Source organism: Bacteroidota bacterium, assembly GCA_005882315.1.
Classification (GTDB): Bacteria; Bacteroidota; Bacteroidia; order Chitinophagales; family Chitinophagaceae; genus VBAR01.
Genome location: VBAR01000001.1, coordinates 1,584,022 through 1,602,380 on the forward strand (window position 1 = coordinate 1,584,022; position 18,359 = coordinate 1,602,380).

The 18,359-nt window shown below is 38.1% G+C and carries 13 protein-coding genes and 3 pseudogenes; 7 read left to right on the forward strand and 9 right to left on the reverse strand.

The features are described 5' to 3' along the window. Positions 1 to 24: 24 nt before the first annotated feature. Together E6H07_06575 and E6H07_06580 are read left to right on the forward strand one after the other, a co-directional pair. On the forward strand, positions 25 to 786 hold the full coding sequence (locus tag E6H07_06575; protein ID TMI65573.1) for an enoyl-CoA hydratase/isomerase family protein: 762 nt from the start codon (positions 25 to 27) through the stop codon (positions 784 to 786). 11 nt (positions 787 to 797) lie between these two features. Further along, entirely contained in the window at positions 798 to 1,436 is a 639-nt protein-coding gene (locus E6H07_06580; GenBank protein TMI65574.1) for a DNA-3-methyladenine glycosylase 2 family protein, read from the forward strand. Positions 1,437 to 1,488: 52 nt separating this feature from the next. Here E6H07_06580 and E6H07_06585 read toward each other — a convergent pair. The 7 genes and pseudogenes from E6H07_06585 to lptB form a co-directional block, all read right to left on the reverse strand. Next, positions 1,489 to 1,883: pseudogene (locus E6H07_06585) on the reverse strand (GxxExxY protein). A gap of 56 nt (positions 1,884 to 1,939) precedes the next feature. Next, complete coding sequence (gene fabG, locus E6H07_06590) at positions 1,940 to 2,695, reverse strand: 3-oxoacyl-[acyl-carrier-protein] reductase (GenBank protein TMI65575.1); 756 nt, start codon at positions 2,693 to 2,695, stop codon at positions 1,940 to 1,942. Between the two features lie 10 nt (positions 2,696 to 2,705). Then, positions 2,706 to 3,554, reverse strand: a complete 849-nt coding sequence (locus tag E6H07_06595) for a DUF3667 domain-containing protein (protein ID TMI65576.1) — start codon at positions 3,552 to 3,554, stop codon at positions 2,706 to 2,708. Between the two features lie 3 nt (positions 3,555 to 3,557). After that, positions 3,558 to 5,087 (reverse strand): GH3 auxin-responsive promoter family protein, encoded by a 1,530-nt coding sequence (locus E6H07_06600; GenBank protein TMI65577.1) that lies wholly within the window; start codon positions 5,085 to 5,087, stop codon positions 3,558 to 3,560. Positions 5,088 to 5,117: 30 nt separating this feature from the next. Next, a complete protein-coding gene (add, locus tag E6H07_06605; protein TMI65578.1) occupies positions 5,118 to 6,110 on the reverse strand; it encodes an adenosine deaminase in 993 nt (330 codons plus the stop codon). A 48-nt stretch (positions 6,111 to 6,158) separates the two neighbouring features. Next, positions 6,159 to 6,847, reverse strand: a pseudogene (locus tag E6H07_06610) (HAD family hydrolase). 350 nt (positions 6,848 to 7,197) lie between these two features. Next, positions 7,198 to 7,929, reverse strand: a pseudogene (lptB, locus tag E6H07_06615) (LPS export ABC transporter ATP-binding protein). Between the two features lie 95 nt (positions 7,930 to 8,024). Between lptB and E6H07_06620 the strand changes: the two are divergent. The 4 genes from E6H07_06620 (at position 8,025) to metF (ending at position 15,099) form a co-directional block, all read left to right on the forward strand. Next, a complete protein-coding gene (locus tag E6H07_06620; protein TMI65579.1) occupies positions 8,025 to 11,099 on the forward strand; it encodes a hypothetical protein in 3,075 nt (1,024 codons plus the stop codon). A 38-nt stretch (positions 11,100 to 11,137) separates the two neighbouring features. Continuing rightward, the gene (locus E6H07_06625) at positions 11,138 to 11,770 is read left to right on the forward strand and encodes a response regulator transcription factor (GenBank protein TMI65580.1); all 633 of its coding nucleotides are present in this window, start codon (positions 11,138 to 11,140) and stop codon (positions 11,768 to 11,770) included. Positions 11,771 to 11,916: 146 nt separating this feature from the next. After that, on the forward strand, positions 11,917 to 14,037 hold the full coding sequence (locus tag E6H07_06630) for a WG repeat-containing protein (protein ID TMI65581.1): 2,121 nt from the start codon (positions 11,917 to 11,919) through the stop codon (positions 14,035 to 14,037). Between the two features lie 111 nt (positions 14,038 to 14,148). After that, the gene (gene metF, locus E6H07_06635) at positions 14,149 to 15,099 is read left to right on the forward strand and encodes a methylenetetrahydrofolate reductase [NAD(P)H] (protein ID TMI65582.1); all 951 of its coding nucleotides are present in this window, start codon (positions 14,149 to 14,151) and stop codon (positions 15,097 to 15,099) included. On the opposite strand, the gene E6H07_06640 is transcribed toward metF, so the two are convergent. Together E6H07_06640 and E6H07_06645 are read right to left on the reverse strand one after the other, a co-directional pair. Further along, a complete protein-coding gene (locus tag E6H07_06640) occupies positions 15,096 to 16,667 on the reverse strand; it encodes a hypothetical protein (GenBank protein ID TMI65583.1) in 1,572 nt (523 codons plus the stop codon). The two genes, metF and E6H07_06640, sit on opposite strands and share 4 nt — an antisense overlap. 18 nt (positions 16,668 to 16,685) lie before the next feature. Beyond that, positions 16,686 to 17,171, reverse strand: coding sequence for a TlpA family protein disulfide reductase (locus E6H07_06645; protein ID TMI65584.1), 486 nt, complete (start codon positions 17,169 to 17,171; stop codon positions 16,686 to 16,688). A gap of 104 nt (positions 17,172 to 17,275) precedes the next feature. Between E6H07_06645 and E6H07_06650 the strand changes: the two genes are divergently transcribed. After that, complete coding sequence (locus E6H07_06650; GenBank protein ID TMI65585.1) at positions 17,276 to 18,325, forward strand: Omp28-related outer membrane protein; 1,050 nt, start codon at positions 17,276 to 17,278, stop codon at positions 18,323 to 18,325. Positions 18,326 to 18,359 lie beyond the last annotated feature (34 nt).

The following is an 18,359-nucleotide window of genomic DNA, read 5'->3' on the forward strand; positions in this document are numbered from 1 at the left end:
ATTTTCTTATTTAATCTCTTAGCTATGACTGAGCCGTATGTAAAATCGGAAACACATAAAGGAATAACTTCAATAGAGTTTTATCATCCGCAAAGCAATTCATTGCCCGGAAGTATATTGGAGGATCTGGCAAAGCGGATTCACCGTTATGCTATTGACCCGGAAACAAAAGTGATCATACTCCGGTCCGGAGGTGAAAAAAATTTTTGTGCCGGGGCATCGTTTGATGAACTGCTAGCAATTACAAATGAGAAAGAGGGGCTAAAGTTCTTTAGCGGATTCGCCCATTTGATAAATTCAATTCGGGAATGTAATAAGTTTATTATTGGTCGCATTCAAGGAAAATGTGTAGGAGGTGGCGTAGGGCTTGCAGCGGCCTGTGATTATGCAATTGCAACCGAATCCGCTGAAATTAAATTAAGTGAACTCGCTGTTGGCATCGGACCATTTGTGGTAGGCCCTGCCGTTGAAAGAAAAATGGGCACGGCTGCTTTCAGCGCATTAGCTATTGATGCAACTATGTGGCGCAATGCCGAATGGGCAAGAAGAAAAGGCTTGTTTTCTGAAGTACATACTACGATTGAGGGAATGGACGAATCACTACAACGGCTGGCGGATACACTGGCACATTCATCTCCACAGGCAATGACCGAAATGAAAAAAATATTTTGGAAAGGAACCGAGCATTGGGATAAATTATTGTTGGAAAGGGCAGCTATCAGCGGTAAACTGGTGTTGAGTGAATTTACAAAAAACGCTATCAGCAAATTCAAAGCAAAAGCATAAATAAGGAAGAAATGTTTGAAAGATTTCACGAACAGAATTTTTCCGCATTCTGTGATAAGCTTAGCAAAAAGGATAAAGATCTTAAGAAAATAATCAAGCAACATGGCTACCCGCCAATGTGGACAAGGCCCGCCTCATTCCAATCATTAATACTTTTTATTCTTGAACAGCAGGTTTCACTGGCATCGGCATATGCTGCGTTTAAAAAACTAAAAGAAAAAATTGGCTTTGTTACTCCATCAAAAATTTTATCGTTGTCGGATGCAGAGTTGAGGGCTTGTTATTTCAGTCGGCAAAAGATCGTATATGCAAGGGAGCTGGCTGCGATTGTTCAAAGCAAAAAACTGGTATTAAAACGACTTGCCAATAAGCACGAAGACGAAATACGACACGAGTTGAAAAAAATAAAAGGTATTGGTGACTGGACAGTAGATGTTTATCTCATGCATTCCCTGCAACGAACAGATTTATTTCCTTTGGGTGATATTGCTTTAGTGAATAGTTTGAAAGAAGTAAAACAATTGCATCCTCATATAAGCAAAGAAGAAATGTTGGTTATTGCTGAATCCTGGCGACCCTATAGGACTATTGCATCCATGATCTTGTGGCATGCGTATATTAAAAAAAGAGGAATAAAACTACAGGGCTAAGAGAAGAAAAAGAGAAAAGGAGAAAAAAGAGGCGATACAAGCTTCAATACTTTTATTCAATCACTTCTCTGCTGAAGTTGTTAAATACACGGTGAATTCCGTCTTTCATTAATTCAACTTTAAAATTTATAAGCATTCCATGTTTCAGATTAAGAAGAGATAAATGTGTACGAATCTGATTAAAATAGACAGTCGGTAACGGATGAACGGATTTTAACTCAAGCACCAACTTGTCTTCAATCAGCAAATCGATTTTATAAGCATCCTTTATAAACAGCTCGTCATATTCAATTGGGAGTAATAGCTGCCTTTCAACTTTAATACCCAGCTTTGTCAGTTCATAATATAAAATCTCCTCATACACCCTCTCAAAACAGCTGGCCCGATTCGAGAATGAATTTTGATACACAAATCGACTACAATTCCAGTGAGTTCATTAATATTCATGTATCGATTTTCAAGTTAATTCTTTCAATCTCCTTTTCTCTTTTTTCTTCTCTTAGTTATATATTCAATCCCCCACAAACACTGATCGTTTGTCCCGTAATATAATTTCCCCAATCACTTGCAAGAAATAATGCTGTATTGGCAATTTCTTCTCCTGATGCAAAACGGCCCAACGGAATACCGGCTTTATATTTATCAGCTGCCTCACCTTCTTTTAAATAACTGGTCATATCTGTTTCAACAAAACCAGGAGCAATAGCATTGCAACGGATATTACGGCTGCCGAGTTCTTTTGCAACAGATTTTGTAAAACCAATTACACCGGCTTTACTTGCTGCATAACTTCCCTGTCCCGCATTTCCCATTTCACCGATTATAGAGCTCATGTTAATGATAGCACCATTTCTTGCTTTCATCATGGGGCGGATCACCTGCTTGGTCATATAAAATACACCATTGAGGTTTACCTGTATCACATCATTCCATTGTTCAGGGGTCATCCGCATCAACAAATTATCTTTTGATATACCCGCATTGTTTACTAATATATCAACAGTACCAAATTCTTTCAATACGTCATTTACAAATGCTTCACACTGTGCAAAATCACCAGCATTACTTTTATAAGCTTTTGCTTTTACACCCATACCCTGAAGTTTTGTTTCCAATGCTGCAGCTTTTTCTGCACTGCTGGCACTTACATAGGTAAAAGCGACGTTAGCTCCGTGTTCTGCAAACTTAATAGCTATTGCTTCACCAATACCACGGGCTGCGCCGGTTACTATTGCAGATTTTCCTTCGAGTAGTTTCATATTAGTTAGTTTATATAAAAATCATTGTGGTAAAAAATAAAATGATCCTGTAGATCGGAAGAATAACAATTAAAAAGATGATCAAAAATAGCAATGATTTTACAATCGTCCACAGCCAATTTTGCTTATAAAATCTTTTCAAAGCGAAAACTATGATCAAAAGAAAACCACCTTCGATAATGAACTCGATTGCCGCATTACTAATGGGAAGATGGAAATCATTGCTTATAAAATGACCCAAACGGTCAATTAAATACAATGATAATGGAAGAATTAAAAAACCAAAAGCCACCAGGAAAGAATTCAATTCAGCAGAAAGAATAAAATGATCAAAAAAATATTTTCGTTGTTTAAAATATAAGAGGGATAATAGAAGTGCTGTAAGCGGGAGATAAAGAAGCAGTAAGATCTTTGAAACTTTGGCAGATTTTTCATCATACTTTTTTGCCAGTATTTCAAAGCTTAAATTCTTGTTTATTGCCTTTTGCCTGGCAACCGGCATTGTTATCCGCTGATATTCGGAGTTCTTGTTTGTATATGAATAAAACTCCATATTCAGCCCCCTGAAGAACGGGAAAAGCAAATAGACTACAACACATAAGAGGTAGAGTGAAACAGGTTTAAAATATTTTTTCCTGATCCCTGCAACGTATTCTGATGATAAAAGTCCCGGGCGGGTAAAGACTAATCTTATTGTCTTAAAGAATGCTCCGTCAAAATGGGTGATAAAGTGAACTGCCTCATGCAGTATGTGATGAAGGGATTTATCATGAGCCTGATAAATTTTTTCGCCACAATTACTACAATAATTACCAGTAAACGAAATACCGCAGTTTTTACAAATGATTACTTCGCTCAATAGTTAAAATTTTATTGCCAGGATTTCTTCAAGTAGTGTTCTTTCATTACTAAGCCTTGGCACTTTATGCTGCCCGCCCAGTTTTCCTTTGCTTCGCAGCCATTCCGTAAATACTCCTTTCTTCATCATACGTACAACTGGTTTCCGTAAAGCAATGTCTTTATGCCGCTTTGCTTCGTAATCACTATTTATACTTTTCAATGCTGCATCCAATTCATCAGCAAACATATTTATATCGGCAGGTTCTTTTTCAAATTCTACCAACCATTCATGTGCACCATTTGAAGAATCGGAAAAATAAATAGGCGCAGCAGTATAATCGTTTACAATGGCCCCGGTTTTTTCTGAAGCAATAGCAATTGATTGGTCAGAATTATCAACTATCAGTTCTTCGCCAAACGCATTTATAAAATGTTTCAGCCTTCCCGACACTTTTATGCGAAAAGGTTTTAAGGAAGTAAACTGTATTGTATCACCTAATTGGTAGCGCCACAACCCTCCGTTAGTAGAAATAATGAGTGCATAATTTTTTCCAATCTCAACATCTTCTAACCCAATTGTATTTGGCTCTTTCTTGCCATATTCACCTGCTGGCATGAATTCATAAAATATTCCATGATCCAAAAACAATAACAAGCCATCATCACCAGGATGTTCCCCGCCCTGGCGGGGCTGGCCCTGCGCAGCAAAAAAACCTTCACTGGCATTATACATTTCAAGGTAATGAATATCTTTTCCTATCAGTTTTTTAAACTGCTCCCGGTAAGGGGAGAATGAAACTCCGCCATGCATGTATAGTTCAAGCGAAGGCCAAACCTCAGCCATTGTTTTTTTACCGGTTATTTCAAGTATGCGTTTAAATAATACAAGGGTCCATGTAGGCACACCTGAAATAGAAGTTACATTTTCTTTAATGGTACTTTCTGCAAGCTTTTCAATTTTACTTTCCCATTCATCCATCAGCGCAATACTTAGATCAGGAGTACGTAACCAGTGCCCCCAGAAGGGAGTGTTTTGTAACAGCACAGCACTTAAATCACCAAACTGAGCTTCATCATTTACCGGGTTAATAGTATGACTGCCACCGATCACTAATCCTTTACCTGTCAGTAATTCGGAATCAGGATTAAAATTGTAATACATCGTAAGCACATCCTTAGCTGCTTTGTAATGACAATCTTCAAGGCTTTCTTCACTGATGGGAATAAACTTGCTTTTATCACTTGTGGTACCGCTGCTTTTCGCAAACCAATATACCGGGGTATTCCAGAGCAGGTTTTGCTCGCCATTCATAATACGGGTTATATAAGGTTTCAGATCTTCATATTCATGAACAGGAACAGTTTGTTTGAATGAACGGATGGTAAACAATTTGGAGAAATTATATTTTTTGCCAAACTCAGTATATTGTGCGGCAGTAACCAATCCCTGCAATACATCCCGCTGGGCTTCTACAGGATTATTCATCCAGGCTTCGATACGCCACATACGCATACGGGCAAGAGATGATATGGCAGGAGAAAGAATTTTCATTGTTACGCCAAAATAAATAATATTTCGGGATTACCGGCTATTATAAGCAGCAATGATTTTCTGTTTTAGTTTTTGCTTTAAGGAATCTTCACAGAAAGAGTGGGCAATAGCTTCGAGATTGCATTTCAGGAAGTGTTCTTTATTCCAGCTAAATGTTTTTTCGAGTAATGCGTATTCGCTGCTGAGTGTAACCGGGCTCACAGTTCTCGCATCTGTATTAATACTCATGGATACTCCGTGCTTATAAATTTTATTGGCAGGATGTTCTTGTATTATATCTACTACATTCGTTTGCACATTACTGGTAGGACATACTTCGAGATGTATATTTTCTTTTTTTAAATGATTAAGCAACTTTTCATCTTCAGCACTTCTAACGCCATGCCCGATACGTGAAGGATGAAAATGCTCCAGTGTTTCCCAAACACTTTCCGGTCCTTTGGCTTCTCCAGCATGTGAAGTGATATGAATATTATTTGCTTTTGCAAATTCAAACGCTTTGATATGATTCTTTACCGGGCACCCGGCTTCATCACCAGCGATATCAAATGCAACAACATTCGTTCCTTTGAATTCTTTTACCAACTCAACTGTTTCCATGCTTTGTTCTTCTGTATAATGACGGAGTGTACAAAGGATCAATCTTAGCTCAACGCCTGTTTTTGCTATTCCTTCACTTATTGTATCATTAATTGTTTGCACAACTTCAGTTGGAGTTAATCCTTTTGCAATATGCAGTAATGGTGCAAAACGGATCTCTGCATAGATCAAACCATCAGCTTTTAACTGGTCGCATACATCCAGCGTTACTAACTGCAGTTGTTCTTTGGTCTGCATCAGCTCAAACCCTTTTACAGCTCTTTTTAAATAATCAACCAGGTCGGTGCATTTAGGAGGAGCAACAAATGAGTCCTGATATTCTTCGTAAGTAATGGAAGGTTGTATTTGTTTTACAACTTTATAACTAAGGCTGCAATCAAGATGCAGGTGCAATTCAATTTTTGGTAAGGCCTGGTAATCCATAATGCACAATTCGTTTCAATAAGAAGGCTACAAAATAAGCAGAAAAAATCAGTGGAGTAAATCCGGGAGAATATCTTTTATGGTCGCTGCCTGCCGGAAATTTGGATGTTCAATGGTTTGCTCCACCACTTCGTGTGCCCAGGTGGTGTGATAAGGAATATGAACAGCATGGCCACCCAGTGCCAGTACCGGCATCACATCCGATTTCAACGAATTACCGATCATGAGAAATTCATCAGGATTAATATCAAGATGTTTGATCAGTTTTGTATAATCAGCCTCCTGCTTTTCACTCATAATTTCTATATGGTGAAAATAATGTTCGAGCCCGGACTTTTTCAGCTTTCTTTCCTGATCTACGAGATCTCCTTTTGTCGCAACCACCAACTTGTATTTCTTTTTTAATGAATGCAAGGCTTCTTCCATCCCTTCCAGCATTTCGATGGGGTGTTCCATCTGATCTTTTCCATACTGAATTATTTTTTCAATAATATCAAGGCTCACATTATTATTGGAAACCCGCAAAGCTGTTTCGATCATGGACAATACAAAACCTTTAATGCCGTATCCATACAAAGACAAGGTCTGCATCTCTGTTTTGAATAATTCCTGCATTATAGTATGATGTGGGAGATAGTCTTCCAGCAATGCACAGAATTTTTTTCTGTTTCCTGGAAATAAGGTTCATTTACCCAAAGGGTATCATCTGCATCGAAGGCAATTACTTTGAGGGGCATTGCGATTAATTCTTATCACTTTTTAAATAAACCAGGATCATGTTTAAGTTACTGTCTAATGCTTCAGGTTCAAGAAAAAGGGTTTCTGCCCGGTCCAATACTTCCTTATTATTATTTTCCTGTCCATATTTTATCAAGGAATTCCTTATCTCTGCCAGGAACGTATTATAATCGTCAAGGCCCAGGTCACTGGTCGAATTCAATGGTGCAAGCTTTTCTCCGAAACCGGAGCGTCTGTCAATATCAGCAGCATCAATTTTCTTACCCCAGTCCAAAGCACTTTCAACCGAAAGGATCAGGTTGTCTAAAGTTGGTTTTCGTTCGCCCCTTGCTTCTTCATGCAAATAATCCTTACGTTTCAATACGAAATTTCTTCCGAGATATAATCTTTTTACTTCATCATCATCAGAAAGTTCTTCAGCCGTTCCATGTTTATAAATTTTTCCTTCGATAAGCAAATAAGCCCGGTCGCAGATAGAAAGTGTTTCCGTTACATTATGGTCAGTAATAAGAATGCCGATGTTTTTGTATTTCAATTTGGCAACAATAGCCTGGATATCTTCTACGGCGATCGGGTCAATACCCGCAAAAGGCTCGTCCAGTAAAATAAATTTCGGATCAACAGCCAATGCTCTTGCTATTTCTGTTCTTCTTCTTTCGCCACCGCTCAGCACATCTCCATTGTTTTTGCGTACATGACCCAAACGAAATTCACTGATCAATGTTTCCAGTTTAGCTCGCTGTTCATGTTTACTGAGGTTAGTCATTTCCAGGATAGCTGCAATATTATCTTCTACACTCAGTTTACGGAATACAGATGCTTCCTGTGGCAGATAACCCAATCCCATTTTAGCCCTTTTATACATAGCCTGGCTGGTTATATCTTCCTCATCCAAAAAAACTTTTCCTTCATCGGGTTTTATCAAACCTACGACCTGGTAAAATGTTGTTGTTTTGCCAGCGCCATTCGGCCCGAGCAAACCAACGATCTCTCCTTGTTTTACTTCAATGGAAACATGATCTACTACGACACGTTGGCCGTATTTTTTTACCAGGTTCTTTGTATGGATGGTATGCAGCATTGTGGGCAAAAATAAGGGTTCAATAAGAATATGCAGGAACGATAGCAAACGATTTAACAAAGACTGAATTTATTTTTATATTTAGTGCAGTTGATATGAACCTGAAACTTCTTCCACTGCTATTGTTAATTCTGCCTGTGCACATAAATGCTCAGCCAGATCTTCCGCTGCGGTTTGAAAATATACCGGGTCTTTCACAAAATACCGTGTATGCTATCTTAAAGGACAAGCAGGGTTTTATGTGGATCGCAACTGCTAATGGCCTCAATCGGTTTGATGGTTTAGAAATGAGAGCTTATAAGCCTGCTTATGAACCATCTAAAAGACAGATGGAAGGAAGGATTATCCGTAGCGCTTTACTTGAAGATGAGCAGGAGCAGATATGGTTTGGATCAGATAGAGTGGTCAATTGCTTCAAAAAGAGACAACAGGTTTTTACACAGCATAAACTATACTGGAACAGGAATCGAAAAGGAGGGGCGGAAGGTGTTCCTCAAACTAAATTGTTTGCCAATCCATTAATTGTACAAAATGGTTATACCTGGTTTGCTTCTGCGGCCGAAGGATTGTTTGCTTTGAATACAGGAACAGATAAATGTTTTAACTACCCGGTTACTATAAAAGATGAAGAAGGAAACAGTATTCCGTTAATGTATAATGGAGTTTTTGATGGAAAAAGTAAACTCTGGTTTGCTTCACGAAAAGGAGTATTATGTTTTGACATAATAAGCCGGTCATGGAGTCGGTTCATATCCAGTCAAAGTTTTTTCTCAATCTCATTATGTCGTGATATACTTTACCTCGGAAGTGATAATAGAATAGACTGGTTTGATACGAAGACATTAGAAACCGGAAATTGTATTAAGACCAATACGCCGCAAACTATAAAGCAAGGAATGATAAGACGTATCATTACCGATGAAAAAAGAAATATATGGGCAGGTGACCAGGAAGGTAATGTTTATTATAAACCGGAAGATGCGAATGAATTTATATGGCGGGGTAACATAAACGGCAATGCCCGTACTAATTATCCTGTGTATTGTATGTATGTTGATACAACAGGTAATCTCTGGATCGGTGCTGATGTGCTGGGCTTATTAAAAGCAGATATATCCACGAATCGGTTTAAAAAATACCCGGATGCATTAACCGGGAATAATATTAACCAGGATCTGTTTGTTTACTCTATTTATGAAGATGAGGAAGACAATATGTGGCTTGGTACTTTTCAAAATGGAGTTTTTATTGTAAATAAGAAAACGAGGAGAGGAGAGTCATTGCTATTTCCTTATTTCGATCCTAAGCTTCCTTATGGAAAATCTGTTCCTCTCATTGCTAAAGACAGCAGTGGTAATCTCTGGACGAGCTATTCAGGCTACCTGTATATAAAAGAAAAAGGGAAGAAAAATTTTATCTCGCTTAAAATGCCGGTTCCGGTAAGTGCATTACAAACTCCGCAATTAAGCAGTATGTCAGAATATAATAATAGTTGGTTGATTGGGACCAATATTGGATTATACAGTGTTACAAAAAAAGAAAACAACTATTCAATCAGTTATATTACAAATTTTGGTCAATCGAGAGTAATTAATATCTGGCAATCGCCGGAAGGAAAAATCTGGATTGTGCCAGAATCCGGAGGGGTTATGATATTTAATAGACCAGATGACGTGTCCCCTGAAAAAAGAATATTCACAGGACTAAATGTAAAATCAATTCTGTATGACGGACAGAGCCGCTTAGTTTGGATATCAACAACAGATGGTTTACTTGCTTACCATTCATCAACTGACCAGTACCGGTTTTATACTGAACAGGATGGGTTGCTCAGCAGTTTTGTATATGGAGTGATAAATACCAAAGATGAATTATGGGCCAGCACTAATAATGGTTTATCAAAAGGAAAATTGATATTTAAAGAAGGATCTGTTTTTCCGGAAATTAATTTTATTAATTATACAGTATCTGAAGGTTTACCTGTAAACGAGTTCAATACCGGTGCTTTTTATAAAGGAAGCAGTGGTAGTTTATATTTTGGCAGCGTAAAAGGGGTAGTATGGTTCAGGCCGGAGGATATTCAATCAAACGCTACACAACCCAACCTTCAACTTACCCGGTTTATGGTGAACGAAGAAGAAGCCGATAGTTCAGTTGCTGCTGAGTTCATCAGCACAGTAAATCTTCCTTATTACAAAAACAATTTATTCTTTCAATTCCGCGGAATCGATTTTAACAATGCCAATAAAGTCCGCTATAAATATCAACTTGAAGGTTGGGATAAAGATTGGGTTTACAGTAATACATTAAATGAAGTGAGGTATAATAATTTGCCCAATGGAAACTATACTTTTAAAATAAAAGCAGAAGGTAGCCTGGGCGTGTGGAGTGATGCTGCAAGAACTGTTACAATATTTATTCATCCACCTTTCTGGAAAACATGGTGGTTCTATACACTAGCTGCTCTTGCAGTGTTGCTTACAATTGTTTTAATCACCCGTTTTTTTGTGCAGGAAAAATTAAAAACCAAAATAGCTGAGTTAGAAAAGCAGAAGGAACTTGATAAAGAAAGGCAGCGTATTTCAAGGGAAATGCATGATGATATTGGAGCAGGACTTACGCAAATAACATTAATGAGTGAATCAGCAAAAAACAAACTGGGGGCTACAGGAAATAAGGAATTGGATGATATCGGCGGTACCAGCCGCAAGTTGGTAAGTAATATGAGTGAAATTATCTGGAGCCTTAACCCGGAAAATAAGACGCTTGATCAGTTATTCTCCTACTTGCGGGAACAATTAAATAAACAGCTTGAATATTCAGGAATGGAATACAGCATTCAGTTGCCCGAGCAAAATGAAAACATTACATTGTCAAATGAACAACGCAGAAATATCTTACTGGTGACAAAAGAAATAGTCAATAATGCCATTAAATACAGCAAGGCAACTAGTATTGATATAAAAGCGAGTTTGGAAAATGGAAAAATCAGTTTTTCAATACAGGATGATGGTGTGGGATTTGATACCAGCAGGAAATTAACAGGTAATGGCTTAAAAAATATCCATCACCGTATAAAAGAACTGGATGGTGAACTTAAAGCTGAATCAGAGTCCGGAAAGGGAAGCTCCTTTATTTATAGTATTCCATTAAAACGGCGTACTACTTAAATCACATTCTTTCAAAAAATAACAAATTGCAAATTTGAATGGTGAAAATTGAGTCCATAGCAATTATTGAAGATGATGAAAAAGTGCGCCACTACCTGGCTGAGCAGATACAGCTGAATATTGATGTAAAAGAGCTGCGCATGTTTGCAGATGCTGAAACAGCATTGAAAGAGCTGACTGCCTATCCGGTTGAGATTGCACTTTTCGATATCAATCTTCCGGGCATGAATGGTATCGATTGCATACAACGATTAAAAATGCTTCATCCCCGCATGCAGATGATGGTATTGACAGTGTATGATAACCCGGATAATATTTTTAATGCATTAAAAGCAGGCGCTACCAGCTATTTATTAAAAGGAACGCCGCCTGAAAAAGTAATTGAAGCAATAAGCGAAGTGTATCATGGGGGCAGCCCTATCAGCAGCCAGATCGCAAGAAAAGTAATTGAGGCATTTGCCATACGTGAAAAAACAAATGAGTACTTCCAGGACCTGAGCCGTAGAGAACAGGAAATGCTGGAACATCTTAGTAAGGGATACCGCTACAAAGAGATCGCAGATAAACTATATGTAAGTCTTGAAACTGTTCGTACACATATTCGCAATATTTACGAGAAGCTACAGGTAAACTCAAGAGCAGAGGCATTGCGGAAAACCGGTCTACTCTGAGGCACTACTACTTTTTTACTACTTTTTTTTACCGGGGCTATTTTTATTTTCAATTCTACAAGCCATCATTCTTTTAATTTTTTTTGTAAAAATTTTAGTTTGATTAAAAAAGCCGCTCATGATTTCATGAAGCGGCTTTTTAATACATGATCTTCTGGATATGTCTTTTACTACTTTTTTCACATTGTCTGCTTTCAAATAAAGAAAGAAGTTTGAAAAAAACTGCAATGAAATTAAGCCGCCCCCTCCTCCACCTTTTCTTTTTATTATTAACCAGCTCTGCCACCACCGGGCAGAAGCTGGTGCCTTGTAATGAAGTCGATCCCCAAACTAAAAAGAAAACATGGGGTTTTTGTGATTGCTATTATGCGACTACAGTCATCAAATGCCAATATGATACCACGTTTGCATTTACCGAAGGCTTAGGCAGAGTAAGACAGGCCGGTAAATATGGGTTTGTTGACAAAACAGGGAAACTGATTATCCCTGTAAAGTATGATGGAGCTATGGAGTTCTCAGAAGGTCTTGCTCCCGTCTTTCTTGATGGCAAAGCATTTTTCATTGATAAGAAAGGGGTAGATATTTTTAAAAAAACTTTTAAATCAGTTTCTTCATTTAGTTATGGAGTAGCCATGTGTGCAGGAGAAGATGGCAAAAGAGGGTTTATAGATACAAAAGGGAATATTGTGGTGCCACTAACATTGGAGGCCGCTTTCCCATTCCAGGATAAGTTGACTGCTGTTCGCTTTGATGGAGAAAAAGTATGGAAGGCTATTAATACGAAAGGAGAAGTTGTATTTACATTCAACGATAAAGTGAAAACGGTAATGGGAGGCTTCAGCGATGGTATGGCAATGGTATATGTGGATGGTCCGGCTGGTTATAATGTACATTATGATTTTGTAAATGAAAAAGGAGAGTTTGTTTGTGATGCACCTTATGCATCAGCCAAACCATTTCAGAATGGCCGGGCTATCATTACTTATGAAAACAAAAACCGTAAATCCGGTGACATGCAGTATTTCAAATACGGACTGATAAAAAAAGGAGGTCGTGAAATTGTTCCTGCCCAATATGCATGTCTTGAGGAAAGTGCCATTCCAGGCATCTACTATTATGGCAGTACATCTGCTTCTATCAGTGGCTGCAGTGGTTTTGGTTTGCTTGATAGTAATGGTAAAGAAATAACCCGTCCGATCTATTCGAGTTTTTACCGTCTGAATGATACCACCTTTTTATGTAAAGAAACCGGCAAATATGAATCTCTGAATTATTACCTCTTACTTACCACCCAGGGAAAAAACCTGCTTAGTTTAAATCACAGAAATAAATATTTTGAAATAGCAGGTGCTGATACATTGTTAGTGCTGTATACAGAAACCAGCAACTCCATTGCTATGACTGTGTACAATATACAAAAAGGCCTTTTGAAGGAAAATGCTTTTAAAGGGATTGAAATTTTCAACAAGCAACAGCTTTTGCTGATTGAAGCCTGGGAAAATGCCAATGGTGTATTGATGACAACTGATGGAAAAATTATTATGGATAAAATTCAGACACATACTTTCAGAAGAGATACCACCATGAAAGGGGATATCCCATTTATCCTGGTGAGTACTAATGAGGATAAGGATTTTAAAATGTATAACATCAGTACAAAAAAGATGATGGTTAACGATTATGGGTTTAAAAATAATGGCAATCCATATTATTCCGGCCAGTTTACAGAGGGGTTGTTACCTGTAAGACAAAAAGGGAAGTGGGGATTTATGGATACTGCCGGAAAAATAAAATTGCCGGCAATATATGAGAGTGCAGAAAATTTTCATGAAGGTTTGGCTGTTGTCGGGAAAAAAGATAAAGATGGAGAGACATATGAAGTCTATATCAATAAAACGGGAAAAGAACTTGCTGGAATAAAGGCTAGCTACTTAAATGCAAGTGAGTTTAAAGAGGGGTTTGCCTTTTATCATAAAGGGTATTCAGATCCTATACGGTATATTAATAAAGCCGGAAAAGAAATTTTTAAGTCTGAGTCAGATGACTTCTTTGATCATGGCGATTTTTCAAATGGGTTGGCTGCTGTGCCCAATAAAGAAGGTGTATACGGATATATTAATACAAAAGGAGAGTTGGTGATTCCTTACCAGTTTACTATTCCCAAGACCCAGTATTCAACTGTCAATTCCATTGCCTTCAGCAAAAACGGAAAAGCAACAGTGATGAAGGACGGCAAAACGATTACTATCGACAAAAGCGGCAAATAAGGTAAATATTCATAATAACCTATTACTAAGCAAAAACAGCTAAAGCTAACAGCCTTTCATTCCTTTTGCCAGTACTCTCTACTGCCCTATTTTTGCAGCCAATTTAGCAGAATGAAAATAATTGACCACATTAACAAGGCACAAGGAACTTTAGTATCGTTTGAAGTATTACCACCATTGAAAGGCAAAGGCATTGATGCCTTATACAAGCATTTGGATCCTTTAATGGAATTTAAACCTGCTTATATTAATGTTACTTATCACCGCAGTGAGCATGTTTTTAAAAAAAGAACTGACGGCAGCTTCGAAAAAGTAGTTGTAAGAAAGCGACCCGGCACCGAAGCCATCTGTGCTTCAATTATGAATAGGTATAATGTAGATACAGTACCGCATTTGATCTGCGGCGGTTTCTCCAAACAGGATACGGAAGATGCATTGCTTACGCTAAGCTATCTCGGCATTGATAATGTGCTGGTGCTTCGGGGTGATGCGGCAAAAAATGAAACTGCTTTTGAACCAGAACCTGGTGGCCATAAGTATGCAAGTGATCTTTTAAAACAAGTTGTAAACCTGAACCATGGTATTTACCTGGAGGAAGAATTAAAAGGAACAAACGGCACAAAGTTTTGCATTGGTGTAGCCGGTTATCCGGAAAAACATTTCGAAGCAGCCAATATGGAAGCAGATATTAAATACCTGAAAGCAAAAGTGGATACAGGGGCGGATTATATTGTTACCCAAATGTTTTTCGACAATAAAAAATTCTTCTCATTTGTAGATAATTGCCGTGCCGCAGGTATTACTGTTCCAATCATACCGGGATTAAAACCGCTTACTTCAAAAAAACAGCTTGCTATAATTCCCCGTACATTTTATGTCGATCTTCCAACTGACCTGTTAAATGCAATTATTCAATGTAAAACAGATGAGGATTGCGAAAAGGTTGGTGAAGAATGGTTGCTGGCTCAATCAAAAGAGTTGAAAGCTGCCGGTGTACCCGTGTTGCATTATTATACATTAGGAAAACCGCAGGTAGTGGCAAACGTAGTAAAGCAGCTTTAATTAAAAGTTGTGGTCAATGTTGCAGTAATTCCACTTGCAGCAGGAACAAACCGGCAAACACCACCTACACAAAGCAAACCAGCACGTTGTCTTCCATAACTAAGACCAAACCGGGTTCCGCTTTTTGAATAACTTCCGCCAACAACAGGATAGTGCAGATCTGTTTTACCATAGTTATAAAGATCGCTTGCATAAACGATCCATTTCGGAGCAAATGAAAATTCTGCAACAGCAGCTGCCCAGTTCCCATTATCCTGCTCGGTTGATAAATGCTGCAATTCAAAACGGAATGATTTTGTTCTTGCATATTTATAAGTTGCGTTCAGCAATACAATATTTGCTTTAATATTATCATACACCCCTCCTTCAATTACTGATTTGTTATGAAATACATTATGGAATGCTAATATCGTATTCCATTTGCTGTTCCATTTCTTTTTCCACTCCACGTTCAGGTCCTGGAAATATTTTTCGTCACCAAAACTTAAGATGTTATTCGGGTCGTCCAGTGAACGATAATGAGAAAAATTGAATGCAAGTTTTGAACTCTTACTGGGTTTCTTTGAAAAATTGTAAAACAATTCGAACTGCCCGCCTATTTCGCCATATACCTGCGGATTATACAAATAGATATTAGTGGTGAGATAATCATGCTGTCTCGTTAAAGCAGGAATATAATTTACCAGCATACTTGAGCCGGTAGCTTCCCGTTCACCACGGAAATCCATGTTCTCCATTCCGCGGAAATTTAAATTGATACCCAGTTTGTTTTTTGCATAGGAAGCATTCACCAAAAATGCTTTACCAGTTGTCATATCAAAATTATTCTGCACATGCGGATCTTTCTGCTTGTGTACATATTCTAATGAAAGAGATGCAACTTGTCCCTGTATATCCATTCGTACAGAAGCAGCTTTTGCTGTCGGCGGAAAATTTGGATCAGGCCCTGTATATTGTTGATAGCGGCTCACATAACTGAAACCTAATGCAAATTTTGTTTTAGCCGGGATCTCTGATTTTTTTATTTGTGAAAGATCAAATTCAACATCAGCTCCCCTGATCACCGAATTAGAGTAACTAAAAACATTTCGCATACGTCCATATACAACTTTTAGTTTTATAAAATCCACTGGCTTCAGTTGTACATTTACTCCTTCCAATGCATTATTAATACCAATCTGGCGGTTTTCCCAGCTACGATAGATCAGCCCACTGCCGAATTGCTCATAAAAATCTCCAACCTGTAGAGAGAATTTTTTTGCAGTGTATTTAAAATATTTATTGGCAATCTTGCTTTCATTAATTGAAAATGGATAACCAGCAACAGTAGGCAAATAAGATTCAAACTGTATACCAACTGTAAACTGTTTGTAGTTATAGTCGAGTTTCAGGTAGTTGTTCGAGCCGACCCGGTCCTGCGGTAAAATAGCATTGATCTTTTCGTCTTTCTGGTAAAGTTGAGTGTATGATTCAAAGCTTCCACTTAAATTTCCGCTTAAAATATTTTGCTGTGCAAAGCTGGTATTAATAATTCCTATACAGATAAGAGTATAAAAAAAGGACTTCATATTGGGTTGAGATAATAATTAAAGTGATTTCAGTTTTTCGAATAACTCAATTTCATTGCCGGGTACATAGCCATTATGCTGGTAAACTATTTTCCCTTTTTTAATGATCAGTATATGCGGTACGTCATTAATATTAAGTGCTCTTTTTAAATCGCTGTTTACATCAAGGTAAATATCAAAAGTCCATCCGCGGCCGGCCACAAATGACTTTACACGGGATGATGTTCGTGAATCATCAATTGAAATGGCAGCGATCTTGAAGGGAGTTTCTTTCTGGATTTCTTCGTACTGTTCATTGATATTTTCCAGCTCGTTGATGCAGGGAATGCACCAGGTGGCCCATAAACTTATTATAACTGCGGTATCACCGGTATTTCCAAGGCTATTAAAATTTACTTCTTTTCCTGTTAGTGTTTTGATCCTTACCTCAGGCAGGTCGTTCTGTGCCAAAGAGTTAAGGCAAAATACCGTTACAAAAAAACTAAAGATGCTTATTTTCTTCATTGCGTATTGTTGTAGAATTAATGCTACATTTTGGAGGCGGAAAAATAATACTTTTGGCATCCTCGATTGTAGAACAAATTCATATTAAACCAGAATTTTAAAAAATGAGAAAATTATTTTCACTAATCATTGCTGCTACAGCATTGACCGTAATCACACTCCAATCCTGTTCAAAAGGCGGTTCAGGCGGCGGCACTCCTGCAGCGGGTGGATTAACTGTTTCTGTTAATAAGAGTTCGATCCGGGCTGATAATTTTGATGAACTGGTAATAACTGTAAAAGACCTAAACGGTACGGATGTAACTTCCGGGTCAACTATCAAGATAAATGGTACTCCCAGCGCAAGTAATAAATTTTACAGCAGCACACCGGGAAACATTACAATTAAAGCAACAAAAAGTGGCGCCTCATCACCGGATGTAACAGTAACAGCTACTGATCCGGGTCCTTCACCTTTTACTCAAAAATTACTTACAGAAGATTACACTGGTACCTGGTGTGGCTATTGCCCGAGAGTAGGGACTTCTTTAAAAACTTATTCTAGCTCAAACCCAAATTGCATTGTTGTGGGAATACACGGACCTTCTGGAAGCTCCGATCCGTATAATTATTTATATATATCGCAATTGGCCTCTGCTTTTGGCATAAGCAGTTTCCCGACCGTGATCGTAAACCGTGATGCAAAGTGGCTTGAAACTTCAACAGAATTAAATACACAACTTTCCAAAAGGGCCCCGGTAGGAGTAGGCTTGGAAACAACTGTAAGCGGCAGTACCATTACTATTAAAGCAAAAGTGAAATTTGATATTACTACGGAAATGCCATTAAAACTGGTTGTAATGCTGGTGGAAGATAACCTCGTTGCGTCACAGGTAAATTATTATGCGCCTACCTATGGTCCAGATCCGATAGCAGGTTACATTCATAAAAATACACTTCGTTCAGCAGGTACCGATATTTTCGGAGATGATATTCCTGTTGCGCAACAGGTAAGCGGCACTACATGGGAAAAGGATCTCACAATAAATGCTGCTGGTTATAATATTTCAAATTGTAAAATAATTGCCACTGTTGTTTATGGAACAAATGGTCTTCGCAGGGGTTCATTAAATACCCAGATTGTAACTGCAGGACAAACTAAAAATTTTGATTGACGATTGTTTGCCTTATATAAAAGCCTCCCGATAC